Raw genomic sequence first — 23,729 nt, 5'->3', positions numbered from 1 at the left:
GCGTGCGGCACAGTCGCAGCGGGTCGCGTATCCCTTACTCAGCAGGCAGTATGTTCCGAACACATCCCTGAGGGTCGCCTAAGGCGCTCGGCCGATCGGGCCGGATGAGCGATCGGGCGCACCGACCAGATCCAGGAGAGCGACATGGCCGATTTCAAACCCGGGCTGGAGGGCGTCGTCGCCTTCGAGACCGAGATCGCCGAACCTGACCGTGAGGGCGGTGCGCTGCGCTATCGCGGAGTCGACATCGAGGATCTGATCGGCCAGGTGTCGTTCGGCAACGTGTGGGCACTGCTGGTCGACGGCCGGTTCGGGCCGGGCCTGCCGCCGGCGGAGCCGTTCCCGGTGCCGGTGCACTCCGGTGACATCCGCGTCGACGTGCAGTCCGCTGTCGCCATGCTGGCCCCGTACTGGGGTCTCAACCAACTGCTGGACATCTCCGACGAGCAGGCCCGTGAGGATCTCGCCCGGGTCTCGGTGACCGCGCTCTCCTTCGTCGCCCAGTCCGCCCGCGGCCTCGGCCTGCCGGCGGTGCCGCAGAAGGAGATCGACAAGGCGCAGACCATCGTCGAGCGGTTCATGAAGCGCTGGCGCGGCGAGCCTGACCCGCGGCACGTCAAGGCCGTCGACGCGTACTTCATCTCGGCCGCCGAGCACGGTCTGAACGCCTCCACCTTCACCGCTCGCATCGTCGCCTCCACCGGGGCGGACGCGGCTGCCTGCATCTCGTCGGGCATCGGCGCCCTCTCCGGCCCGCTGCACGGCGGCGCCCCGTCCCGGGTGCTCAGCATGCTGGAGGCGGTGGAGCGCAGCGGCGACGCGGAGGGCTACGTCAAGGGTGTCCTCGACCGGGGCGAGCGGTTGATGGGCTTCGGCCACCGCGTCTACCGTGCCGAGGACCCGCGCGCCCGAGTGCTCCGGCGTACGGCCAAGGAGCTGGGCGCGCCACGCTTCGAGATCGCCGAGGCGCTGGAGAAGGCCGCCCTCGCCGAGCTTCAGGCCCGCCGCCCGGACCGGGTGCTGGCCACCAACGTCGAGTTCTGGTCGGCAGTGGTGCTGGACTTCGCCGAGGTGCCGGCGCACATGTTCACCTCGATGTTCACCTGCGCGCGGATGGGCGGCTGGAGCGCGCACATCCTGGAGCAGAAGCGCCTGCAGCGGCTGGTCCGCCCGTCCGCCCTCTACATGGGCCCGGAGACCCGCAAGCCGTCCGACGTCGAGGGCTGGGCGGCCATCCCGCACGGCGTCTGAGCTGGTAGGAAAGGGCCCCTCCCCGACGCCGGGCGTCGAGGAGGGGCCCTTCTCGTCGGCGACCGGAGCCGACTGTGGCGAAGGACTCAGACCGACCGCCGGGACCCCGCCCGTCGCCGTCCGGTGCGGGTGCGAGGATGAGGGCCGGCAGTGTCGCCGGGCCCGCCCTCGCCCTTGCGGAAGGATCTTCAAGACCGTGGCTGACGCACCGATCATCCGGATTCCCGATGAGATCAAGCCCGCCGATGGACGCTTCGGCTGCGGCCCGTCCAAGGTCCGCTCGGCGGCGGTTTCCGCTCTCGCCGAGGTAGCGACCACCTACCTCGGCACCTCGCACCGGCAGAAGACGGTCCGTGACCAGGTGGCCCGGCTGCGCTCCGGCATCGCCGAGTTCTTCTCCCTGCCCGAGGGCTACGAGGTGATCATCGGCAACGGCGGCACCACAGCGTTCTGGGAGGTCGCCACCTTCGGCCTCATTCGCGACCGGGCCCAGTTCGCCAGCTTCGGCGAGTTCGGCGCCAAGTTCGCCAAGTCGGTCAAGGACGCCCCGTTCCTGGGTGAGCCGACAGTGCGCAAGTCCGATGCGGGCAGCGCGCCGACCCTGGTCGCCGAGTCCGGCGTCGACGCGTACGCGACGCCGCAGAACGAGACCTCGACAGGTGTGGCCGTCCCGATCAGCCGGGTGGCCGGGGCCGACGAGGGCGCGCTGCTGCTTGTCGACGCGACCTCCGGCGCGGGTGGCCTGGATGTCAACGTCGGCGAGACCGACGTCTACTACTTCGCTCCGCAGAAGTGCTTCGGCTCCGACGGCGGTCTCTGGCTTGCTCTGATGTCCCCGGCCGCACTGGACCGGGCCGCCGAGATCAAGGCGTCCGGGCGCTACATTCCCGCCTTCCTCGACCTGGTCACCGCTATCGACAACTCGCGGCTGGAGCAGACCTACAACACCCCGGCGTTGGCCACCATCTTCCTGGCCGCCGAGCAGACCGACTGGATGAACGCGCAGGGCGGCCTGTCCTGGGCGGCGAAGCGCACCGCCGAGAGCGCCGCCGCGGTCTACGGCTGGGCCGAGCGGTCCAGCGTTGCCACCCCGTTCGTCACCGACCCGGCGCTGCGCTCCAACGTGGTCGCCACCATCGACTTCGCCGACTCGGTGGACGCCACGGCGATCGCCAAGGCGCTGCGCGCCAACGGCATCGTGGACACTGAGCCCTACCGCAAGCTTGGTCGCAACCAGCTGCGAGTGGCGCTGTTCCCGGCCGTCGAGCCCGCCGATGTCGAGGCGCTCACCGCGTCCATCGACTACGTGGTCGAGCGACTCTGACGTTCGTCACGGTCGGTGTCCGTTGGGGCCTCCACGGACACCGACCGTGATCATCGCCGCAGCTCAGTCACGACATGCGGGGTGTCGCTTCCCCCACCCCGAGGCAGATGCGCGTACGGTGGTCCGAGACGCCTGGGTGGCCGACTCGTGGCGTGCGGCCAGCGAAGCGGGACGGAGGCAACGCTATGCGCCCAGTACGCTTCGTCGCCCTCTCCGAGGACGGCCAGGCCCTGGTGCTCGCCGACGAGGTGGGGCGACTCCTCGCCCTGCCGATCGACGAACGCATCGCCGGCGTGATGCACCCCGAGCCGGGTGCCCCGCCGCTCGCTGTGGCACCGAGCACCGCCGATCCGATTCCCTCACTGTCTCCTCGGGACATCCAGGCCCGCATCCGTTCCGGTGAGTCCGCCGAGGATGTCGCCCGGATCGCCGGGGTGCCTGTCGACCGGGTGCTGCGCTACGCCGGCCCGGTGCTCCAGGAGCGGGCGATGCTCGCCCAGCACGCCCGTCGCACCCGCCTCAAGGGCGCGGAGAAGCCCACCCCGCTCGCCGAGGTGGTAAACGGTCGGCTGAGCCAGCACGGCATCGACACCGAGAAGATTTCCTGGGACGCCTACCGACGCGACGACGGCACCTGGCGGATCATCGCCACCTGGCCGTCCGGCAAGGCCACCGCCCAGGCCATCTGGGACATGGACAAGGCCCGGCAGGTGGTCACGCCGCACGACGACATGGCGCAGTACCTGTGCGCCGAGCGGCCCACGCCGATCCTCGGTCAGGAGCCGGCACCGGAGCGGACGGGGCACGCCCTGCCCGGTCCGTCGCGTGGCGAGCCGAGCCGTGGTGGGCACGGGTTGCCTGCCGCGTCCGAGCACCCGCGCCCCGGCCGCGATCCGATCCGGGCTGGCCGGGACGCGCTGCTCGCCTCCCTGGACCGCCCGCTCGGCGGCTCGTCGGGTCGTGGCCTTGAGCCGCGTACCCCGGCTGCTCTTGCCGGGTCGGACGCACCTCGGCAGCGGCCCGTCGCTGGGGGTGCCGCCGCGATGCTCGGCGGCGGCCAGGGGTCGGCCTTCGACGACGATTCGGACGCGCCCAAGGAGGTGCCGGCCGTGCCGTCGCTGGCGGTGCTGCGACCCCGACGGACGGCCGCCGCGGCGGCCTCCGGGGAGTCCACCGACGCCAACGGCAAGCCACGCAAGCGGCTGCCGAGCTGGGACGACGTGCTCTTCGGCAGCGGCCCGGCCGCCCGCGAATCCTCCTGACGCCTCGCGTTGACGGGTGACAGTGCGTCACCCGTCAACGCGTGCGTTCGGATCTCACCGACTGTCTCCGGCGTCTTCGCGATGAGGGGCGGCGACCCCGCGTACGGCCTCGGCGACGGCGCGGAAGTCCTTCTTGAGGATCGCACCGTGGTTGCTGGCGACCTTCGCCCCGATGGTGATGTGCGGGTTGCGGGCGGTCACGGCGTCGAGGCTGGCGCGGATCTGCTCCTGTTCGTCCCCGCGACTACCGAGGGACGTTCCCGAGGCGACCACGTACCGCACCGGGACACTGATGGCGTCCAGCACCGGGCCCAGTTCGCGCTCGCGGGAGAGTTCGCCGAGTTCGATGTTGCTGTCCGCCATCTGGTCGGCGTTCATCCGTGGGGTGAGGCCGGTCGGGCGGAGCAGCGGCATGAACAGGTTCATCCGTCGGAACATCGTGCGGATCCGCCGCGCCATGGCCTCGTCGAGCCAGTCGTGCGGGAACGCGCCGTCGACCAGGACCGCGCCCAGGGCCCGCTCCGGGTTCCGGTTGGCCCAGTGGGCTCCGACCACCGCTCCGTAGGACCAGCCCACCAGCACCGCCCGGGCCACCCCCCGGGCGGCGAGAACGGCGTCGACGTCCCGGACGGCCGCTTCGAACGAGTAGTCGGCTGAGCGCTTCGACTTCCTGCCGCGAGCCCGCTCGTCGTAGGTGATGTGCCGGAATTCGGTGCCCAGCTCGGCGATGACCCGCCGCCAGTAGCCCTGGGTGGCGAACTGGCCGTTGAGGTAGACCACCGGGATGCCGGGGCCGCCGGTGTCGGTGACGGCCAGGGCCGTGTCGTCGACCGGCACCATGCCGGTCCACGCCGAACTGGTCGAGGACACGCTGTTGTTAGTCATCTCGATTCGTCCTTTTCAGAGGCTGCGGGCGTTGATGTCGCCCTGCATGGTGCTGGCGTGGATGTCGAGCTCGACGGTGCCGTCGTTCTTGAGGGCGTTGCTGACGCGGCCGTGGCCGGTGCCGGCGTCAAGGGCGGCCGAGACGCCGGCCGCCGCCGCGATCGAGATGTCGCCGGACTGGGTGCGGAGGACGACAGTGCCGCGCATGGCCTCGGCGACAGTGATGTCACCCCGGGTGGTGCTGATCTCGGCGGGGCCGTTGAGCCGGCCGACCTCGACGTCGCCGTCGATCGCGGTGAGGCGAACACTCGCTGCCTCGTCAATCTTGATTCTCCGGTACGCCCCGTCGAAGGCCACGTCGCCGAGGCGGCCGACGCCCCGAAGCTCGGCGCTGGCGGCCCTGGCCTCGACGTGGGAGCCGGCGGGCACCCGGACGGTGACCTCCAGGGAGCCGGAGGGGCCGAAGAGCTTGTTGACGGGAGGTGCGGTCATGATGCGCAGGACGCCGTCGGCGTAGGAGACGGTGGTCTGCTCGGCGGCCCTCGTGTCGCTGCTCTTGGCGGGGTCGGCCGGGAGGACCTCGACGGTGGCGTCGGCGCGGTCCGCGGCGATGAGCTGGATGCGTCCGGCGGGAATGTCCAGGACGGCGGAGATGGGGGCGGGGGTGGCGAACGTCTGCATCGTGCTCTCCCAGGTCGGCGCTTGTTTCTTATGTGGGAAACGCTACGTTGCTTTCCAGATTCTGCAACAACTATGTTGCAGTGAGCCTGTGTTTACGCCGCTCAAAGCCGTGGTTTTGTTGCAACGACCCAGAATCTAATGCAACATCGCGGATTGCTGCGTTGCATTGGCATGGGAGTTAACGCTATGGTGGTGGAGGCTGGGGCCACCGCCCTACGGGGACCACGAGGGAGATCGCGATGCCGGGAGGCAGGCTCACCCGACAGGAACGTCAGCAGATCGCGCTGGGGCTGGCCGACAGCCTCCCCTACGCCGAGATCGCCCGACGCCTCGACCGTCCCACCTCGACTGTCACGCGGGAGGTGATGCGCAACGGCGGTCCCACCGGCTACCGCGCCGACCTGGCCCATCACGCGACCGAGCGCCGCGCCCACCGGCGCAGGCCCGCCCCCTCCCGAGGCACCGAGGCAGCCCCCCGACAGGACGGACGCGACGCCCAGGCGGCAGCCGACTACGAGGAGTCGTTCACCACGGTCCTCATGGCCTCCGGCCTGAACAAGATGGGGGCCCGGGTGTTGACCAGTCTGTTCCTCACCGACTCCGGCAGTCTCACCGCGTCCGAGCTCGCCCAGCGCCTCCAGGTCAGCCCGGCGTCGATCTCCAAGGCGATCACCTTCCTGGAGGGCCAGAGCCTCGTCCGCCGCGAACGCGACGAACGCCGCCGCGACCGCTACCTGGTCGACGACGAGCTCTTCTACCAGGCGACGATCGCCAGCGCTCGGGCCAACGACCATCTCGTCGCGATCGCACGCCAGGGTGTCGCCCTCCTCGGCGCGCACACCCCCGCCGCCGCCCGACTGGAGAACATCGCCCGCTTCCTCGACTTCATCAGCGAGAGCATCACCCGCGCGGCCGAACAGGCCCGCGAGGTTCTCCGCAGCAGGCCATCCAGCGCGACCAGCGACGTGCTGCCGACTCACAGCGACCAGGCGGCGATCCGTTCGTAGCGCGGTCGGCCGCCGAGGTGGCTGCGCACCAGCAGCAGCTCCGATGCCGGCCACGATGGTCCTTCGTACCCGTCCAGGCTGACCCGGTCGGCCTCGACGTCGGCCGGGTCCATCCGGTCGCCGGGCCGGGCGACGGTCAGGTGGGGCCGAAACGGCTTCTCGTCGTACGGCAGCCGGCCCTGGCTCAGCCGGGACCGGATCAGCCCGGCGAGCACGTGCAACGCCTCGACCTCCCCGCGCAGGTCCACCCAGAGCACTGTGGATCGGACCCGGCCGAACCGCCCACCGCCACCGAGGCTCAACCGGGGTACGGCATCCCGGCCGTCCCGGAACCGCTCGGTGGCCAAACCGAGCGCACTGTCCACCTCGACCAGCCGGGCAGACTCGACGGCACCGAGGAACGCCAGAGTGAGGTGCAGGTCGGCCGGGTCGGCGAGGCGGACATTGATGCCAGCCGCGGTCGCCGCGGCGACGCGCAGGCGCGCGACCTGTGCGACGAGATGATTGACGGCCTCGACGGACGGACGGACCGCGACGAAGAGTCGCACAGCGTACGGCCGATCAGCGGTGCCGCTGCCGAAGCCCAGCCCGGGCCGCGGGGAGGGCCAGCCCGGCGGCGTGCAGCACGCCCTCCACCCGGACCCGCTCGATCTCCTGATCGACGCCCTCCAGCTCGGCGAGGTGTTCGGCGATGCCGAGGGCGCGGCAGGCGAGGCGGAGCCTGTCGTCGTACGCCTGAAGCAACGCGCTGTGCCAGACCATCGAGCGACCGCTGCCGCCGACCCGCTGACCGCCGAGACGGCGCAGGTCGGCGGCGAGCTGCTCCAGCGGCCGGCGGTCAACGCTGTCGAACTCGCTGAGGTCGATGTCCCGGGTCAGCGCGTCGGCCTCGATGGCCCGGTCGAGACGGGCGATCGTGCGCTGCTCCCGGCGGCGGTCACGCCACTCGGACCAGCCGCAGACCACCCGGTCGACAATCTCGTCGTAGCAGAAGATCAGGGCGAATGCCACCGGCAGCGTGGCCACGGCGAGGAACGCCAGGGCCAGCATCAGCGCGCGTCCGACTCCCACGTATCGACGCTAAGCCCCACCGTGCCACCCCGCCACCGGTTTCGCCGCATCCGCGCGATCCGCGCAACCGGACGCGGCCGGCGCCGGTGGTAAACCTCAGCAGTCGGCGGAGGTGACGTAGAAGCGGGGCATCGGCAGCACTCGGAACCGCAGCCGGGCACCGGAGTGGCGCAGCTGCCAGGTGAGGGCGATCACCGCGGCGGCCAGCGAGATGAGTCCACCCATCCAGATGCTGGCACCGGCCCCGTAGTGCTCCGCGACCCAGCCGATCAGCGGCGCGCCGACCGGGTTGGTGCCCAGGAACACCAGCACCCACAGGGCCATCACCCGTCCCCGGAAGGCAGCGTCGACGCCCATCTGGATCCGCTGGTTGGCGGCCTGGGCGAAGAAGACCATGCAGAAGCCGGTGGGCACCAGCAGCGCCACGACCAGCCAGTACGCAGTGGAGAGGCCGACCAGGGTGCCGAAGCTGGCGCAGGCGATCGCCGCGCCGAGCACCAGCCACACCGACGGGCGGCTACGGCGACCGGTGCCGCTGAGCGCACCGCCGAGCGCGCCGACGGCAAGCGCCGTGCTGAACAGGCCGAAGGAGGCGGCGCCGGTGTGGAAGACGGTCTTCGCCAACGCGGCCAGGGTGAGCTGGAAGTTGAACAGCGACATGCCGATCACCGACATGATCGCCATTGGCAGCAGCAGGTCGGGGCGGCGCCACACGTACCGCAGCCCGTCGACGACCCGGGCGGACGCCCGCTCGTCGCGAGGCAGCAGGGCGTCGCGGTGCAGCTCGGTCGTCCGCATCCGGACGACATTGACCAGGGGCGCGACCGAGCTGAGGGCGGTGAAGAGGAAGACCGGGCCGACGTCGAACGCGGCGATGGCCAGGCCGGCCACGGCCGGGCCGACGATCCGGGCGGAGTTGAACACGGCGGCGTTCAGCGACAGCGCGTTGGGCAGCAGCGGCGTGCCGACCAGTTCGGAGACGAACGCCTGCCGGACTGGTGTCTCCACCGCGTTGGCAGTGCCGAGCAGCGCGGCGAAGGCGAAGACGTGCCAGAGCTGCACCAGGTCGGTGAGGACCAGCACCGCCATGCCGAGTGCCAGCAGGCTCCAGAAGGCGTTGGCGGCGAAGAGCAGCACCCGCTTGTCGTACCGGTCGGCGAGCCGGCCGGAGAGCAGGGTGAGCAGGAGCACCGGGGTGAACTGGCAGGCGGTGACCACGCCGAGCGCTGTCGCCGAGTTGTTGGAGAGCTCGAGGACGAGCCAGTCCTGGGCGATGAACATCATCCAGACGCCGATCAACTTGATCAGCTGCCCGGATGCGAAGAGGCGGTAGTTGCGGACCTGTAGGGACTGGAACATCGTGCTCAGCTTCGCCTGCACTCTTGGTGCGCCTCCTCCGGACGTACGCGTCATCGACACGTGACGGCACGGACCCGGTGGCGCGGGTGCGGCTCAGGCGCGAGCGAGCTGCTGAAGAATCTCGGCGGCCCTCTGCAGGGTCTCCCGTTCGTCCTCGTCGAGTGCGGCCAGCCGGTGGGCCAGCCACTCGTCGCGGGCCCGCTCGAACTGGTCGAGCACGGCCTGCCCTCCTTCGGTCGCCGCGAGGATGACCTGCCGCCCGTCGGTCGGATGGGGTGTCCGCCGCACGAGGCCGCGGTCCTCCAACTTTCCGACGATCTTGGTCATCGTCGGCGGCTGCACCCGCTCCACGTCGGCCAGCTCACGGGGTGTCATCGCGCCCGCCAGCCGCAGGCTGGTGAGCGCGGAGACCTGGGTGACCGTGAGGTCGCCGACCGGTCGGGCCTGTCGGACCCGCCGGTTGAGTCGGGTGATCGCATCACGCAGCTGGGGAGCCAGCTGCGCCGGTGGCACGCGTTCCGCCGTCACCGTCCGCTCCGTCACAGTAGTTAGCTTAACTAATGAGCATGGCTAACGACATCCGTTATGACCAGGCTCACGAGGGGATTCAGATGGTACGGGCGGGGAATCCCGATCGACTCCCCGCCCGGACGCGCCTCAGAGCACCAGGGACTCGATCGGCCCACGCAGGAAGTACAGCACGAAGAGCGCGGCCACCCCGTACAGCAACGGGTGGATCTCCCGGGCCTTGCCCCGCGCCAGCTTGACCACCACGAAGGTGATCAGACCAGCGCCGATCCCGTTGGAGATCGAGTAGGTGAACGGCATCAGCACGATGGTGAGGAACGCCGGAATGGCGATCTCGTAGTCGGACCAGTCGATCGTCCGCACCGCTGTCATCATCAGGAACCCGACCACCACCAGGGCCGTCGACGCCGCCTCGAACGGCACGATCACGACCAGCGGCGCCAGGAACATCGCGAGCAGGAAGAGCGCGCCGGTGACCAGGTTGGCCACGCCGGTCCGCGCACCCTCAGCGACACCGGCCGCGCTCTCGATGTACGACGTGTTGCTGGAGGTGCTGGCCGCACCGCCGGCCGCCGCCGCGATCGAGTCGACGAGCAGGATCTCCTTGGCCTTCGGCGGGGTGCCCGACTCGTCGAGCAGGCCGCCTTCCTGGCCGACAGCGACCATCGTGCCCATGGTGTCGAAGAAGTCCGTGATCAACAGCGTGAAGATGAACATCAGCACGACCAGCCAACCGGCCCGACCCCACGAGTCCAGCACGTTGAACTTGCCGAGCAGCGACAGGTCCGGCAGGTCGACCACCGACGTCGGCAGCTCCGGCACGTTCAGCGACCAACCCTTCGGGTTGGGCTGACCGTTGACGAACGACGGGCCGATGTTGCCGATCGCCTCCACGATCACCGCCAGCACCGTCGAGGCGAGGATGCCGATCAGGATCGCGCCCTTCACCCGACGGACCACCAGCACCAGCGTGATCAGCAGGCCCACCACGAAGACCAGCATCGGCCAGCTCACCAGCTTGCCGCCGATGCCCAGGCCGACCGGAACCGTGGTGTTGGCATCATCCGGGATGCGCCGGACGAAGCCGGCGTCCACCAGGCCGATGATGGTCAGGAACAGACCGATGCCGACCCCGATCGCGCTCTTCATCTGGGTCGGCACCGAGCGGAACACAGCGGTGCGCAGACCGGTCAGCACCAGCACCGCGATGATCAGACCCTCGATCACCACCAGACCCATCGCGTCTGCCCAGGTCATCTCGGGGGCGATCTCGTACGCCACCAGGGCGTTGACACCCAGACCGGCGGCGAGCGCCAGCGGGAACCGGCCGACCACACCCATCAGGATGGTCATCAGGCCGGCGACCAGCGCGGTCGCGGCAGCCAGCGCCGGAATCGGAAGGCTCTTGCCGTCACCGTCGACGGCACCGCCCAGGATCAGCGGGTTGAGCACCACGATGTACGCCATCGTGAAGAAGGTCGCCAGGCCACCGCGTACCTCACGGCTCACCGTCGAGCCACGGGCGGAGATCTCGAAAAACCGGTCGAAACCGTTACGCGGATGAGCGGGGTTGGAAGGTGTGCCGTTCTCGGGCGGCGCTACGGCCATCAGGTCCTCGCAGGTGATCTTCCAGTTGTCGCGCGCATCGTCCCAGATCGTCGGTGGGCAGGGGAAGTAGATCCCGTACGCTTGCCGAATGCCGAACGAGCAGCCACCGCGGCCCGCACCACTGGATCCGCCGATGGTGCCGTTCGCCCTCGCCGGGTTGATCGCGTGGGCGGTGGCCGGGCTGGTCCTGCTGATCTTCTTCCGGGGCTGGCTGACCGACCACGGTCACCAGAACTGGCTCTGGACCTGCCTCGCCGGTTTCCTGTGGGGCTTCCCGGGCCTCGCCGTGATGATGCGGCACGACGCCAACCGACGCCGCCGCCGCGCGAGGTGAGCTGGCCGCCGCGCCGGAGCACTCCGGCGCGGACGATCAGGAGTGTCCGTACGGCTCCGCCGGCTCAGCGGCCTCCACCGAACCCGGAGCCCGGCTGACCGACATGGCCTCCACCGCGCTGTCGTCGTACACAGTGGGCAGCTCGTCGACAGCGGTCTCGGCCGCCTCGATCAACGTCTCGGAGTGGGCGCCGCACCCGTGGTCGGCACTCACCACCCGGCCGTCGTCGGGGGCGTAGAAGTTGCCGCACGCCCCGAAGGCCTGCCGCATCGCACCGGCCAGCGGCAGGTAGAAGCCGCAGGTGCCGCAGCGGGCGGCGGACGGAGCGGCGGACGAGATGGCCGCGGCGGGGCCGTGGTCACCTTCGTACCAGCGCTGCGCCGTGTCGATGCGACCCTCCCGGGAGAGCACGCGGGCGCGCCCGAGGCCCAACTCCCAGGCCGTCTCCTCGACCGCCGGGTCGTCGGAGAGCAGGTAACCGGGGACCAGTCGATCGTCGTCGGGCGAGGTCGGGAGCAGGTCACCCGGCCCCAGGTCGCCCGGCTTGAGCCGCTCCTGCCAGGGCAGCCAGCCGGGTGCGAGCAGCGCGTCCGGGCCGGGCAGCAGCACCGTCTCGCAGATGGTCACCGTCTTGCTGCGCGGCACCCGGGTGACGGTGACCGCCCAGCGCCAGCCGTTGTAGCCGGCGAGGCGACATTCGAAGTAGTGGGTGACCAGCCGATCACCCTCGGCAACGACCTGCAGGTGGTCGCCGACATCGTCGGCGTCCACCTCGGTGATGCCGGCGCGGGCCACCTCGACGGCGGCGGCGCAGACCTGGTCGAGACGGGCGGCACGGGTGGAGACGGGCCTGGTCACCAGACCATTGTTCCCCATGCGCCCCGCAGGGGTGACAGGGACTCCCGGGGAACCTTTCCCAGCGGTGGTGCGGCGTACCCGGATCAGATGGGCGAGGATGGTGCACATGCCGTCGTACTCCCGCTCCGGGCGTTCCGTCCTCGGGCGGACCGTCGGCACCGGCATTCGCGCCATCCGTCTGCTGTTGCGTGGTTCGGTGGGCAGCGGCCGCTGGGTGACCCGCCGGGCCGGCCGGGCCCGCGCCCGGGGTGCCGGCGGCGAGGTCGGCATGGTTCGCCTGTTCGACCTGCACGCGCTCTCCTGCGCCGGCGACACCCTGATCGCCATCGGTCTGGCCGGCACGATCTTCTTCAACGTGCCGCTCGGCGAGGCCCGCAGCAAGGTCGCGCTCTACCTGCTGGTGACCATGGTGCCGTTCGCGATGCTCGCCCCGGTGGTGGGTCCGCTGCTGGACCACTTCCGGCACGGCAGGCGTTACGCCCTGGCCGCGACGATGCTCGGCCGCGCCTTCCTGGCCTGGTTGATCTCCGACTACATCCACGGATTCGGGCTCTACCCGGCCGCGTTCGGGGTGCTCGCGCTCTCCCGGGCGTACGGCGTGGCCCGCTCCGCGGCGGTGCCCCGGTTGCTGCCGGAAGGGCTCGGCCTGTCCCAGGTGGGTGCCCGGGCGAGCGTCTACGGCACTGTCGCGGGTGCGCTGGTGGCACCGATCGGGTTGGCCGCGTTCTGGTTCGGGCCGCAGTGGCCGCTACGGGTCGCATCGCTGATCTTCCTGGTCGGCATGGTGATCTCGCTGCGGCTGCCACCGAAGGCCGACTCGGAGCCACCGGAGCGGGTCCCCCGGCCCCTACGCGCGCTGGGCCGCCGCCGTGGCGACCGGCCGCTGGGCCGAGGCCGACCGTCCGGCCGGCTGGTGATCGCCACCCTGATCGGTGCGGCGACGCTACGCGCGCTCTACGGCTTCCTGCTGCTCTTCCTCGCCTTCGCGATCAAGAAGGGCGACCTGACCACAGTCGTGTTCGGCCGGGATCTGGGCGCCGAGTGGGCGTTGGGCGTGGTCGGCGGCGCGCTCGCTGTCGGCACCTTCCTGGCCACCGCCATCGGCACCCGACTGCGCATCCACCGGCCGACCGCCATCCAGTCCAGCAGCATGATCATCGTGGCCGGGGTGGCGGTGCTCGCCGTCATCCAGTTCTCGCTGCTGATGGTTGCCCTGCTCTGCCTGGTCGCCGCGCTGGCCAGCGGGGTAGCGAAGCTGGCCGTGGACGCCTCGATCCAGGAGCGCATCCCGGAACGGTTGCGGGCCAGTTCCTTCGCCCACTCCGAGACGGTGCTGATGCTCGCCTTCGTCGCTGGCGGCGGGCTCGGGCTGGTGCCGTTCGATGGCCGGATGGGCATCGCCGTGGCCGCCGGGGTCGGCGTACTGGCCGCGATCCGGGGTGTGCTGGCCGCCGCCCGGCTGCGCGGCGAGAAGCTGGCCGGCCGACCGCTCGGTGACGACGAGCTGACCGAGGACGAGCCGGCAGACGAGCCGGCGGACGAGCCCGGCGACCCCACACCGACCTCACCGGCGCCGACCCAGACCAGCTCACCGCAGTACGACGACCCGAGCCTCGCCCCGCCGGGCTACCACATCTACCGCCCGTCGTCGGCAGTTGGCGGCCCGGGTGGCGGGGCCGACGACGAAACCCGGCGCGAGTCCCCCGGCTCACTCTCGTGACCGGTCTGCTGGTGGTGACGGCGGTTCCCGCCGAGGCGGACGCGGTCCGCGCCGGGCTGACCGACCGCAGCGTGACAGTCACCCCGATCGGTGTGGGTCCGGCCGTCGCCGGTGCCGCCACCGCCCGGCTGCTGGCGCTGGCCGAGGCCGCCGGCCGCCCGTACCGTGCCGTCGTCAGCGCCGGCGTGGCCGGCGGCTTCAGCGACCGGGCCGAGGTCGGCGACACCGTGCTCGGCACGGCCAGCATCGCCGCCGACCTGGGAGCCGAGTCGCCCGAGGGTTTCATCCCGGTCGACGAGTTGGGCATGCCGCCCGCGCTGCTCGGTGCGGGCAGCAGGGTGCCCGCGGACCCGGGTCTGCTGGCGGCACTGCGAGCCGCCCTCCCGAGGGCCACGGCCGGTCCGGTGCTCACTGTCAGCACCGTCACCGGCACCACGGCCAGCACCGACGAGTTGCGTCGGAGGCATCCGGAAGCGGTCGCCGAGGCCATGGAGGGGTACGGCGTGGCGGTCGCCGCGGCGCAGGCCGGGGTGCCGTTCGCCGAACTGCGCACCATCTCCAATCCGATCGGCCCCCGCGACCGGGACGCCTGGCGGCTGCGCGAAGCCCTGGCCGCCCTGACCGCAGCAGCCCCAGCGCTGCGCTGAGCCGGCACTGCGCTGACTCGGCGTTGCGCTGAGCCGGCGTTGCGCTGAGCCGGCACTGCGCTGAGCCGGCACTGCGCTGAGCCGGACGACGGTCAGGAGAAGCAGCCTTTGCCCGGGTGGCCCAGGCGCAGTGCGGCCGGGCGGCGTCCCTCGATCTCGAAGCCGCACGCCAGCAGCAGGTCGGTGCCGGATCCCTCAGCGATAGCCGCCGCGTCGTCGATGCCCGCCTCGCGCATCCCGGTCACCAGCGCGGTGACCAGCCGACGCCCGAGCCCCAACCGCCGGTACCGGGCGTCGACAAGCACGCCGTCGAGCACCATCTCGCGCTCCGGCAGGTGCGGATGCCACTCTCCGTACTCCAGGAATGGGCTCCGCTCATGGGCCCGCAGCTCACCAACCAGCTTGCCGTCGGGAAGCTCGGCGACGTACCGCCAGCAGGTGGCCGGCAGGTCGTCACTGATCACCCGACGCACCCGCGCAGTCCGCCGGACCTCGGCAGCCCACCGCCGATTGTCGCGATAGCGCCGGTTCAGCTCGTACGCGGCCGGCGGCAGCGGGAGCGGATACCGCTCGGGCGGCAACCGGTACCACTCCGCCCACCAGGCACCGGGCCAGTCCCGCGGCTCGTGCACCGGCCAGACGTCGAGGTGAGCCGGGTATCGGCGGCCCGCCTCGTCACGCATGTCGTCGTGCGGAACCGGCGCGGGTTCGGTGACGCCGGACGCGGATGGTGGGACGCCAACGGCCAACGTCCCACCCGCGGCCTGGACGAGGCGTTCCACTGTCCGGAATCGGGGATCGAGCGCCCGCCCCGACTCGATGCGGGCAAGCGTCGGCTGGGGCACGCCGGATTTCTCGGCCAACTGTCGCTGACTCAGATCGGCCCGCCGACGCAGCGCGCGGAGCGCCCGCCCGAGGTCGGCGCCGCCGGTTTCGTCGGTGTGGTCACTCACCTCGGTCACAGGCCGATGTTCCCGGCTGGTCAGCGAGTTATCAACACCATGCGCGGAGCTGTGGATAACGCTGTGGACAACCTCGACCACCGGTGGATGACCTACTCCCTCGACCCCTTTGGAGCTGAATCGTCTGCGGCATCACCACCCTCTCGGGGCCCCGGTCAACCGGCCCCGCCCCTGTGGCTGGGTCTGAGGCCGGGGCTGGGTCTGAGGCCGGGGCTGGGTCTGAGGCCGGGGCCGGGGCCGGGGCCGGGGCCGGGGCCGGGGCCGGGGCTGGGGCCGGGGCCGGGGCTGGGGCTGGGGCCGGGTCCTGGTCTGCGAGCACCCTTGGCCCCAGCTCCAGACCACGGTCACCGACTCCGGGCGATTCGTTTACGACATCAGCTCCAAAGGGAGACCGGGATGGGTGCTCGACCCTGCTGGGCCAGTCGTTTCCCCGCGTTGTTCCACCCGGCGTCACGGTCGCGGATCACAGTCGTGGGGTGGGCGAGGAACTTGGGCGGAGGGCGGGGCTACCGTGAGGGTGTGGCGCTCTCCCTGGCGATCTCGCCCTGCCCCAACGACACCTTCGTCTTCCACGCGCTGGTGCACGGACGGGTGCCCGGCGCGCCGCCGGTCGAGGTGACGTACGCCGACGTGGACGTCACCAACACCGCGGCCGAGCGGGGTGCGTTCGACCTGGTGAAGGTGAGCTTCGCGGCGCTGCCCTGGCTGCTCGACGACTACCACCTGCTGCCCTGCGGCGGCGCCCTCGGTCGCGGTTGCGGTCCACTGGTGCTCACCCGGGGCGACCGTGACGGCGGGCCGGACCGCACCGACCTGACCGGTGCCACGGTGGCGGTGCCGGGCGACCGCACCACCGCGTACCTGCTGTTCCGGCTCTGGTCGGCCGGGCGACCGCCGGCCCGGATCGAGGTGGTTCCGTTCCACGAGATCATGCCGGGCGTGGCGGCTGGGCGCTACGACGCTGGGCTGGTCATCCACGAGGCCCGGTTCACCTACCACCGGCACGGCCTGAGCGCGCTTGTCGACCTCGGCGAATGGTGGGAGGCAGACACCGGCCTGCCCATCCCCCTCGGCGCGATCCTGGCCCGACGCGGGGCGGTCGACCCGGAGGCCGCGGCCGGCTGGGTCCGCGAGTCGGTCCGGCAGGCCTGGGCGGACCCGGCGGCCAGCCGGGAGTACGTGCTGGCGCACGCCCAGGAGATGGAGCTCGACGTGGTCGACCGGCACATCGGCCTCTACGTCAACGAGTTCACCGCTGACCTGGGCGAGGCCGGTTTCGCCGCGGTGGCGGCACTGCTCGACCGGGCCGCCACCGCCGGCCTGGTGCCTCAGACCTCCAGCTCGCGGGCCACCGCGTGGACCAGCTGAGCGATCTTCTGCGCGGACTTCTTGTCCGGGTACCGACCCCGGCGCAGGTCCGGCTGGACCTTCGCCTCCAGCACCTTGATCATGTCTTCGACCAGGCCGTGCAGCTCCTCGGCCGGCCTGCGGCGCAGCTCCGACATCGACGGCGGCGCGTCCAGCAGCTTGACCCCCATGGCCTGCGCGCCCCGGCGGCTGTCCACCACGCTGAAGTCGACCCGCTGGCCACCCTTGAGGTCGGTGACACCCGCCGGCAGCGCCCCCTTGGGCAGGAACACGTCGCCGCCCTCGTCACTCGTGACGAAGCCGTATCCCTTGGCCGTGTCGTACCACTTCACTCGACCCGTAGGCACCTGAAAACCCCTGCTTCACTTGAGCCGCTACTGCTCCAAGGCTAGCTGGATCATCCGGTCGAGCGCCGCTGGGAATTCGGTGAGCTCGTTCAGCACGACTTCCGCCCCGGCCGCGCGCAGCTCATCCGAGGAGCAAGGGCCGGTTGCCACACCGATGCCGGGCACCCCGGCCGCTGCGGCCGCCACCATGTCCGCGACATGATCACCGACGTAGTGGGTCGCGCCGTGCTCCCGCAGAGCGGTCGCCTTCTGCTCGGCGAACAGGTCGCCGGCCAACTCGTCGACAGCAAGACCGAGGTGATCGAGGTGCAACCGGGCCAGCCGGCCGATCTTGGACGTGACGACCAGCACCCGGCCACCCCGCGCACGGATCGCCTCGATGGCCTCCCGGGCACCGGGCAGCAGGAGCGTCGGGGTGATCGCGTACGCCGGGTACAGCTCGCGATACACCCGCACGGCCGACTCGACCTGCTCCGGAGGGAACCAGTGCGCGATCTCGGTACGCAGCGGCGGCCCGAGCCGGGACACCGCCAACTCGGCGTCGACCCGCACGCCGGTCCTGGCGGTCAGCGCCCGGTACGCCGCGGCGATGCCGGGGCGGGAGTCCACCAGGGTCATGTCGAGGTCGAATCCGACGGTCAGTGCGGGCATGTCGAGAAACGTACCGGCTACTCCCAGCCGACCGGACGTCCGAGGGGCGCGGAAGCCCGGTGCCGGGCTAGCGTGGAAAGACGATGACCACCTCACTCGCCGACCACCTGCGGTCGCTGCCCGACGAGTCACTGGCCGCGCTCCTCCAGCTGCGGCCCGACCTCGTCGTGCCCGTGCCGGCCGACGTCTCCGCCCTGGCCATCCGAGCCCAGTCCCGGGTCTCCGTGGCCCGCGCGCTGGACGGTCTGGACCAGTTCACCCTCCAGATCCTCGACGCCGCCCGCCTCACCCGGAGCCCGGACGACGCCACCACGGCCACCGACACCGTGCTCGCGATGGCGACCTCGGGGCCGCAACCGCCGGCTCCGACGGCCGTCCGGGCCGCCGTGGGCCGACTGCGTGCGCTCTTCCTGCTGTACGGCCCGGAGCACGCGCTCCAGGTGCTGCCAGCCGTCGACGAAGTCTCCCCGTACCCCGCTGGGCTCGGCCGACCGGCCGCGGAGCTGGACCCGCGCACTGCCGCGCTCTGCGCGGACCCGGCGAAGCTCCGACGGACGGTGCTCGCCGCCCCGCCCTCGGCCCGGGCGATCCTGGACCGGTTGGCGGCCGGCCCGCCGGTGGGCAGCGTGCCGCCCGGGGCGTTGCAGGCGCCGCCGCTCGGCGCGGCGGACCCGGTCCTGTCCGACCCGACAAACGGTGGCGCGCCGACCGGCTCCCCGGTGCGGTGGCTCGTCGACAACCGACTGCTGGTCCCGGCGACGACCGGTTCGTCCACGGCCAGCGGAACTGTGGAGCTGCCCCGCGAGGTCGGCCTGCTGCTGCGCCGCGACAGCGGCCCCCTCGGGCCGCTGCGTACCAGCCCACCGCCGGTGGCCGCCGCGCCGCGCGAGCCGAAAGCGGTCGACTCGGCCGGAGCCGGGCAGAGCATGGAGGTGGTCCGGCACACCGAAGGGCTGCTGGAGCAGCTGGGCGACGAGCCCGCGCCGGTGCTGCGTTCGGGTGGCATCGGTGTACGGGACCTGCGCCGGTTGGCGCGTACCGCCGGGTTGGACGAACCGACCACCGCGCTGCTGCTGGAGGTGGCGTACGCGGCGGGGCTCCTCGGTGAGCTGGAGATGCCCGGTGCGACCACCAGCCGGTACGGGGCGGATCAGCAGGTGCTGCCGACCGGCGGGTACGAGGTGTGGCGGGCCGCCTCGCTGGCCCAACGGTGGGAGCAACTCGCCCGGGCGTGGCTGACCATGACCCGGCAGGTGGGGCTGGTGGGCCGCCGTGACGACCGGGACCGGCCGATCACCGCGCTCTCCGCCGAGGCCGAGCGGGCCAGCGTGCCGGCCACCCGACGGGCGGTGCTCGGCGTACTGGCCGATCTGGAGCCGGCGACGGCGCCCACCCCGGAGGAGGTGCAGGAGCTGCTGGACTGGCGGGCTCCGCGTCGCAGCCGGGGCCGGGACGCCGCCCACCGGGAGGTGCTGGCCGAGGCCGCACAGCTGGGCGTGACGGGGCTGGGGGCGCTCACCTCGTACGGTCGGCTGCTGCTGGGGGACCTGACGTCGACCGACGGGCGGGGTGACGACCCGCTGGGCGTGCACGCCGACGTCGAGAGCGGCGACCCGTCCAGTGCCGCGCGGGCGCTGGACGCCCTGCTGCCCGCACCGGTCGACCACTTCCTGGTGCAGGCCGACCTGACAGTGGTGGTGCCCGGCCCACCCGAGCCGGCGCTCGCCGTCGAGTTGGAGGCGATGACGGAGCTGGAGTCGGCCGGCGGGGCCAGCGTGCACCGTGTCACGACGGCGAGTGTGCGGCGGGCCCTGGATTCCGGCTACACGGCCGACGACCTGCACGACGTGTTCCGGCGTCGGTCACGTACCCCGGTGCCGCAGGGGCTCACCTACCTGATCGACGACGTGGCCCGTAAGCACGGCGGGCTGCGGGTCGGCCTGGCCGGGGCGTACCTGCGCAGCGACGACGAGACGCTGATCAGCGAGGTGTTGGCCGACCGGCGACTGGAGTCGTTGGCGCTGCGCCGGCTCGCGCCGACGGTGCTGTGTACGCAGTACCAGGTTGGTCGGCTGCTGGGCGCGCTGCGCGACGCGGGGTACGCCCCGGTGCAGGAGGACGGCACCGGCAGCACGGTGCTGGCCCGGCCGCGAATCCGGCGGGCCCCGCCCCGAGTGTCGGTGACCACCCGGACGATCGACCCGCTGGCCGCCCCGAAGCTACCCATGCCCCGGCTGCTGGGCGTGGTGGAACACATCCGGCGGGGCGACGCGGCGGCGCGGGCCGCCCGACGGGCGCCGGCGGTGGTGCGCGGCGGGGCGCCTGGGCTGGGTGGCGGCCCGGTGCCGGCCCACACCCACAGCGAGGCGCTGGCGGTGCTCCAGCAGGCGGTCCGGGACAAGGCGCTGGTCTGGGTGGGTTATGTCGACGCGCACGGGGCGACGGCGTCACGTCTGCTCAAGCCGGTCTCGATCGGTGCCGGCTACCTGCGGGCCGAGGACGAACGGACCGAGATGCTGCACACGTTCGCGCTGCACCGGATCACCGCGGCGGTGGTGGCGGACTGACCGGCGGCGTAACCGCGCGGGGTGCACCGTCGGTCAGCGGCGGCTGCGGCGTACGGTGCCGACCACCGAGATGATCAGCAGCAGCGCGAAGCCGGCGCCGGCGGATTCCCCGACCGAGTCGACGAAGCCCTGCTGGAGCACCAGCCAGCCGAAGAGGAACCATCCGAGCAGGAGCGTCGCCGCGACGGCGTACGCGATCACCGTCGCTCGGGACACCTCGTCGGGTGGTGCGTGCTCGTGCTCCGCGATCACGTCACGGTCGACCGTCATACCCAGCCTCCCCGCCCGGTCCGGCCCTGGACTCCAAGGGTGACACTCAAGAGTCCGGTCGGACAGGGGGTTACCGCCGCGATTCGCTCAGTGTCACTCAGGTGCCGGGGCGTCGGCCGATCAGCACCACCCGGGTGCCGACCTTGCCGAGCTCCCACATCCGGACGGCGTCGGCGTGCAGCAGGTTGACGCACCCGTGCGAGCCGATCGACTTCTCGTGCAGGTAGGTGGTGGTCTCGTGGAAGCCCATCCCCTGGGTGAAGTGCTGCCAGTACGGCAGCCACACCTCGTACGGGTTGGACCATTCCTTGGGGTTGCGGTAGTTGACGGCGTACGTGCCGGCCGGGGTGCGGTAGCCGGACATGCCGGTGCGGGTCACCGTCGGTGCCATGATCACCTTGCCGCCGCGCAGCGCCCAGACGGTCTGCCGGGTCAGGTCCACGCAGAACGTGGTGCCGGTGCCGGCCTTGCAGCGGGTCGTGTCGGTGGTGGCGAGGCGCTGGGCCACGTCGAGGGTGGTGGGTCCGGCGCGACCCTCGACGGGGCGAATGCCGTACCTCTTCTGGAACTTCTTGATCGCCGCGCAGTCGGCGGCGGACTGCCGACCGTCAACTGTCACGGCCCCGAACCCGCCCAACCGGGCCAGGTGGGTCTCCACCGCCCGCTGGTGCTGCCCCTGGGGGCAACCGGCGACGGTCGGCGTACCGGTGCCGGGGGTTTTCGTGGGTGTCGGGCGGGTCGGCTTCGGCGTGGGTTTCCGGGAGGGTTTCGGGGTGGGCGAGACCGGGGTGGGCCGGCCGTGCTGGTCGGGCCCGGACGTGTCGCCCGCCCCCGTTGCCTGTTCCGCCGCACCGGCTGGGGCGGCTCCCCCGCCACCACTCCCGCCGGACTGCGGATCGAACGCGCACGCTCCCGCGCCGACCAGCACGACCACCACGAGGGCAACCAGCCGGGAAGTGGTCCGAACGTGCTTCATGGGCCCTCCCCAGACAGTCGTCCCTCTACTAGACGTTCGTGAGTGCCATCACGGTTGCGCCCGGTGAGCATCTTTCTTCCGCGGTCCCGCGTCGTGCAACACTGGATGGTCGGCCAGCAGCGGGTATGCGACCCGTTTCGGCCGGTCGGCCAACCGAGGAGAGGACGCTGGCGTGAGCGGTGGACCACTGATCGTGCAGTCGGACAAGACCCTGCTGCTGGAGATCGACCACCCCGACGCGCAGGCCTGCCGGATGGCGATCGCGCCGTTCGCGGAGCTGGAACGCTCGCCGGAGCATGTGCACACCTACCGGCTGACGCCGCTGGGTCTGTGGAACGCCCGCGCGGCGGGGCACGACGCCGAGGGTGTCGTGGATTCGCTGCTCAAGTACTCCCGCTACCCGGTGCCGCACGCGCTGCTGGTGGACGTGGCCGAGACGATGGACCGGTACGGCCGGCTTCAGCTCGCCAACGACCCGGCGTACGGGCTGGTGCTGCGCGCACTGGACCGGCTGGTGCTGATCGAGGTGGCCAAGAGCAAGAAGCTCGCCGGGATGCTCGGCGACAAGATCGACGACGACACCATCCGGGTGCACCCGTCCGAGCGTGGCCGGCTCAAGCAGGCGCTGCTCAAGCTGGGCTGGCCGGCGGAGGACCTGGCCGGTTACGTCGACGGTGAGGCGCACCCGATCGAGCTGGCCGAGGCCGGCAAGGACGGGCGCAAGCCGTGGACGCTGCGCTCGTACCAGCGGGAGGCCGTGGAGGCGTTCTGGGCCGGCGGGTCGGGGGTGGTGGTGCTGCCGTGCGGCGCCGGCAAGACCCTGGTCGGCGCGGCGGCGATGGCCGAGGCGAAGGCGACCACGCTGATCCTGGTGACCAACACGGTCGCCGGCCGGCAGTGGAAGCGGGAGCTGATCGCCCGCACCTCGCTGACCGAGGAGGAGATCGGCGAGTACTCCGGCGAGCGCAAGGAGATCCGCCCGGTCACCATCGCCACGTACCAGGTGCTCACCTCGCGGCGCGGCGGCGCGTTCACCCACCTTGACCTCTTCGGGGCCCGCGACTGGGGCCTGGTCGTCTACGACGAGGTGCACCTGCTGCCCGCGCCGATCTTCCGGTTCACAGCGGACCTCCAGGCCCGCCGCCGGCTGGGCCTCACCGCGACTCTGGTACGCGAGGACGGCCGCGAGGGTGACGTGTTCAGCCTGATCGGGCCCAAGCGGTACGACGCGCCGTGGAAGGACATCGAGTCGCAGGGCTGGATCGCCCCGGCCGAGTGCACCGAGGTCCGGGTGACACTGACCGACGCGGAGCGGATGTCGTACGCGACGGCGGAGGCGGAGGAGCGCTACCGGATGGCGGCGACCGCCCGCACCAAGCTGCCAGTGGTCAAGGCGCTGGTCGACAGGCACCCGGACGACCAGGTACTGGTGATCGGCGCGTACATCGACCAACTGCACCAGCTCGGCGAGTATCTCGACGCGCCGATCATCCAGGGCTCGACCACGAACAAGGAGCGGGAGCGGCTGTTCGACGCGTTCCGGTCCGGCTCACTGCGGACCCTGGTGATCTCGAAGGTCGGCAACTTCTCGATCGACCTGCCGGAGGCTGCGGTGGCGATCCAGGTGTCCGGCACGTTCGGCTCACGCCAGGAGGAAGCCCAGCGGCTGGGTCGGGTGCTGCGACCGAAGGCCGACGGTCGACAGGCGCACTTCTACACCGTGGTGTCCCGGGACACGATCGACACCGAGTACGCGGCGCACCGGCAGCGCTTCCTCGCCGAGCAGGGGTACGCGTACACGATCGTCGACGCCGACGACGTCCTCGGCCCGAAGCTCCCGACCGTCGACTGACCCGTGCGGCCTTGATCGACTCGGTCTTCCGGCCTTGATCGACTCGGTTTTCAGGACGTCGCGGTGTCCGGGGCGCTGTGATGCCCCGGCTTCCTGGAACCCGAGTCGATCAGCGCGGTGGGTGCGGGCGCGGGGCGGGGGACAGGGGTCTCGCGCGCTCGCTATGGAGCTGATGTCGTAGACGAATCAGCCGTCCGGGGT

23 protein-coding genes are annotated in these 23,729 nt (G+C 71.5%); 10 read left to right on the top strand and 13 right to left on the bottom strand.

What is annotated here, in order from left to right:
* Positions 1–144: 144 nt before the first annotated feature.
* The 3 genes from OHB44_RS03440 (at position 145) to sepH (ending at position 3,837) form a co-directional block, all read left to right on the top strand.
* Positions 145–1,251: a citrate synthase 2 gene (locus OHB44_RS03440; RefSeq protein ID WP_210782815.1), complete on the top strand. Its 1,107-nt coding sequence runs from the start codon at positions 145–147 to the stop codon at positions 1,249–1,251.
* 196 nt (positions 1,252–1,447) lie between these two features.
* On the top strand, positions 1,448–2,575 hold the full coding sequence (gene serC / locus OHB44_RS03435; RefSeq protein WP_330439599.1) for a phosphoserine transaminase: 1,128 nt from the start codon (positions 1,448–1,450) through the stop codon (positions 2,573–2,575).
* A 185-nt stretch (positions 2,576–2,760) separates the two neighbouring features.
* Complete coding sequence (sepH, locus tag OHB44_RS03430; RefSeq protein WP_238683803.1) at positions 2,761–3,837, top strand: septation protein SepH; 1,077 nt, start codon at positions 2,761–2,763, stop codon at positions 3,835–3,837.
* A 54-nt stretch (positions 3,838–3,891) separates the two neighbouring features.
* Here the strand turns inward: sepH and OHB44_RS03425 are convergent, their stop codons facing one another.
* Both OHB44_RS03425 and OHB44_RS03420 read right to left on the bottom strand, forming a co-directional pair.
* Complete coding sequence (locus tag OHB44_RS03425) at positions 3,892–4,722, bottom strand: alpha/beta fold hydrolase (RefSeq protein ID WP_238683804.1); 831 nt, start codon at positions 4,720–4,722, stop codon at positions 3,892–3,894.
* A gap of 15 nt (positions 4,723–4,737) precedes the next feature.
* A complete protein-coding gene (locus OHB44_RS03420; RefSeq protein WP_330439598.1) occupies positions 4,738–5,403 on the bottom strand; it encodes a DUF4097 family beta strand repeat-containing protein in 666 nt (221 codons plus the stop codon).
* A 239-nt stretch (positions 5,404–5,642) separates the two neighbouring features.
* Between OHB44_RS03420 and OHB44_RS03415 the strand changes: the two genes are divergently transcribed.
* Positions 5,643–6,410: a helix-turn-helix domain-containing protein gene (locus OHB44_RS03415; protein ID WP_330439597.1), complete on the top strand. Its 768-nt coding sequence runs from the start codon at positions 5,643–5,645 to the stop codon at positions 6,408–6,410.
* Here the strand turns inward: OHB44_RS03415 and thpR are convergent.
* The 5 genes from thpR to OHB44_RS03390 all read right to left on the bottom strand — a co-directional run bounded on the left by thpR (position 6,380) and on the right by OHB44_RS03390 (position 10,976).
* On the bottom strand, positions 6,380–6,958 hold the full coding sequence (thpR, locus tag OHB44_RS03410; RefSeq protein WP_330439596.1) for an RNA 2',3'-cyclic phosphodiesterase: 579 nt from the start codon (positions 6,956–6,958) through the stop codon (positions 6,380–6,382). The genes OHB44_RS03415 and thpR overlap by 31 nt on opposite strands.
* Positions 6,959–6,971: 13 nt before the next feature.
* Positions 6,972–7,481, bottom strand: coding sequence for a hypothetical protein (locus OHB44_RS03405; protein ID WP_266303826.1), 510 nt, complete (start codon positions 7,479–7,481; stop codon positions 6,972–6,974).
* Between the two features lie 96 nt (positions 7,482–7,577).
* A complete protein-coding gene (locus OHB44_RS03400; protein ID WP_238683809.1) occupies positions 7,578–8,861 on the bottom strand; it encodes an MFS transporter in 1,284 nt (427 codons plus the stop codon).
* A gap of 72 nt (positions 8,862–8,933) precedes the next feature.
* The gene (locus tag OHB44_RS03395; RefSeq protein ID WP_030486369.1) at positions 8,934–9,383 is read right to left on the bottom strand and encodes a MarR family winged helix-turn-helix transcriptional regulator; all 450 of its coding nucleotides are present in this window, start codon (positions 9,381–9,383) and stop codon (positions 8,934–8,936) included.
* Positions 9,384–9,497: 114 nt separating this feature from the next.
* Positions 9,498–10,976, bottom strand: a complete 1,479-nt coding sequence (locus tag OHB44_RS03390) for an NCS2 family permease (protein ID WP_330439595.1) — start codon at positions 10,974–10,976, stop codon at positions 9,498–9,500.
* Positions 10,977–11,064: 88 nt separating this feature from the next.
* On the opposite strand from OHB44_RS03390, the gene OHB44_RS03385 reads away from it, so the two are divergent.
* Positions 11,065–11,310, top strand: coding sequence for a DUF2530 domain-containing protein (locus OHB44_RS03385; RefSeq protein WP_091395273.1), 246 nt, complete (start codon positions 11,065–11,067; stop codon positions 11,308–11,310).
* 36 nt (positions 11,311–11,346) lie between these two features.
* Here the strand turns inward: OHB44_RS03385 and OHB44_RS03380 are convergent, their stop codons facing one another.
* Positions 11,347–12,186, bottom strand: a complete 840-nt coding sequence (locus OHB44_RS03380; protein ID WP_238683811.1) for a DUF3027 domain-containing protein — start codon at positions 12,184–12,186, stop codon at positions 11,347–11,349.
* Between the two features lie 88 nt (positions 12,187–12,274).
* On the opposite strand from OHB44_RS03380, the gene OHB44_RS03375 reads away from it, so the two are divergent.
* Positions 12,275–13,888, top strand: coding sequence for an MFS transporter (locus OHB44_RS03375; protein ID WP_330439594.1), 1,614 nt, complete (start codon positions 12,275–12,277; stop codon positions 13,886–13,888).
* The gene (locus tag OHB44_RS03370) at positions 13,885–14,535 is read left to right on the top strand and encodes a futalosine hydrolase (RefSeq protein WP_330439593.1); all 651 of its coding nucleotides are present in this window, start codon (positions 13,885–13,887) and stop codon (positions 14,533–14,535) included. The genes OHB44_RS03375 and OHB44_RS03370 overlap by 4 nt, the downstream gene beginning before the upstream one ends.
* Before the next feature lie 92 nt (positions 14,536–14,627).
* On the opposite strand, the gene OHB44_RS03365 is transcribed toward OHB44_RS03370, so the two are convergent.
* On the bottom strand, positions 14,628–15,497 hold the full coding sequence (locus tag OHB44_RS03365; RefSeq protein WP_330439592.1) for a helix-turn-helix domain-containing protein: 870 nt from the start codon (positions 15,495–15,497) through the stop codon (positions 14,628–14,630).
* 519 nt (positions 15,498–16,016) lie between these two features.
* On the opposite strand from OHB44_RS03365, the gene OHB44_RS03360 reads away from it, so the two are divergent.
* Positions 16,017–16,865: a 1,4-dihydroxy-6-naphthoate synthase gene (locus OHB44_RS03360; RefSeq protein ID WP_112677681.1), complete on the top strand. Its 849-nt coding sequence runs from the start codon at positions 16,017–16,019 to the stop codon at positions 16,863–16,865.
* Here the strand turns inward: OHB44_RS03360 and OHB44_RS03355 are convergent.
* The gene (locus OHB44_RS03355; RefSeq protein WP_124816498.1) at positions 16,826–17,212 is read right to left on the bottom strand and encodes a cold-shock protein; all 387 of its coding nucleotides are present in this window, start codon (positions 17,210–17,212) and stop codon (positions 16,826–16,828) included. The genes OHB44_RS03360 and OHB44_RS03355 overlap by 40 nt on opposite strands.
* Positions 17,213–17,239: 27 nt before the next feature.
* Positions 17,240–17,863, bottom strand: coding sequence for an HAD family hydrolase (locus OHB44_RS03350; RefSeq protein WP_330439591.1), 624 nt, complete (start codon positions 17,861–17,863; stop codon positions 17,240–17,242).
* A gap of 83 nt (positions 17,864–17,946) precedes the next feature.
* Between OHB44_RS03350 and OHB44_RS03345 the strand changes: the two genes are divergently transcribed.
* Positions 17,947–20,430, top strand: coding sequence for a helicase-associated domain-containing protein (locus OHB44_RS03345; protein ID WP_238683816.1), 2,484 nt, complete (start codon positions 17,947–17,949; stop codon positions 20,428–20,430).
* A 33-nt stretch (positions 20,431–20,463) separates the two neighbouring features.
* On the opposite strand, the gene OHB44_RS03340 is transcribed toward OHB44_RS03345, so the two are convergent.
* Together OHB44_RS03340 and OHB44_RS03335 are read right to left on the bottom strand one after the other, a co-directional pair.
* The gene (locus OHB44_RS03340) at positions 20,464–20,700 is read right to left on the bottom strand and encodes a hypothetical protein (RefSeq protein WP_091395293.1); all 237 of its coding nucleotides are present in this window, start codon (positions 20,698–20,700) and stop codon (positions 20,464–20,466) included.
* A gap of 97 nt (positions 20,701–20,797) precedes the next feature.
* Complete coding sequence (locus OHB44_RS03335; protein WP_330439590.1) at positions 20,798–21,676, bottom strand: L,D-transpeptidase family protein; 879 nt, start codon at positions 21,674–21,676, stop codon at positions 20,798–20,800.
* A gap of 172 nt (positions 21,677–21,848) precedes the next feature.
* Between OHB44_RS03335 and OHB44_RS03330 the strand changes: the two genes are divergently transcribed.
* Complete coding sequence (locus tag OHB44_RS03330; protein ID WP_124854244.1) at positions 21,849–23,528, top strand: DNA repair helicase XPB; 1,680 nt, start codon at positions 21,849–21,851, stop codon at positions 23,526–23,528.
* Positions 23,529–23,729 lie beyond the last annotated feature (201 nt).

This window comes from Micromonospora sp. NBC_00821, assembly GCF_036347035.1.
In the GTDB taxonomy this organism is placed as follows: Bacteria; Actinomycetota; Actinomycetes; order Mycobacteriales; family Micromonosporaceae; genus Micromonospora; species Micromonospora hortensis.
Note: the sequence above shows the minus strand (reverse complement) of the source record. Positions and strands in the feature narration are given on the sequence as shown.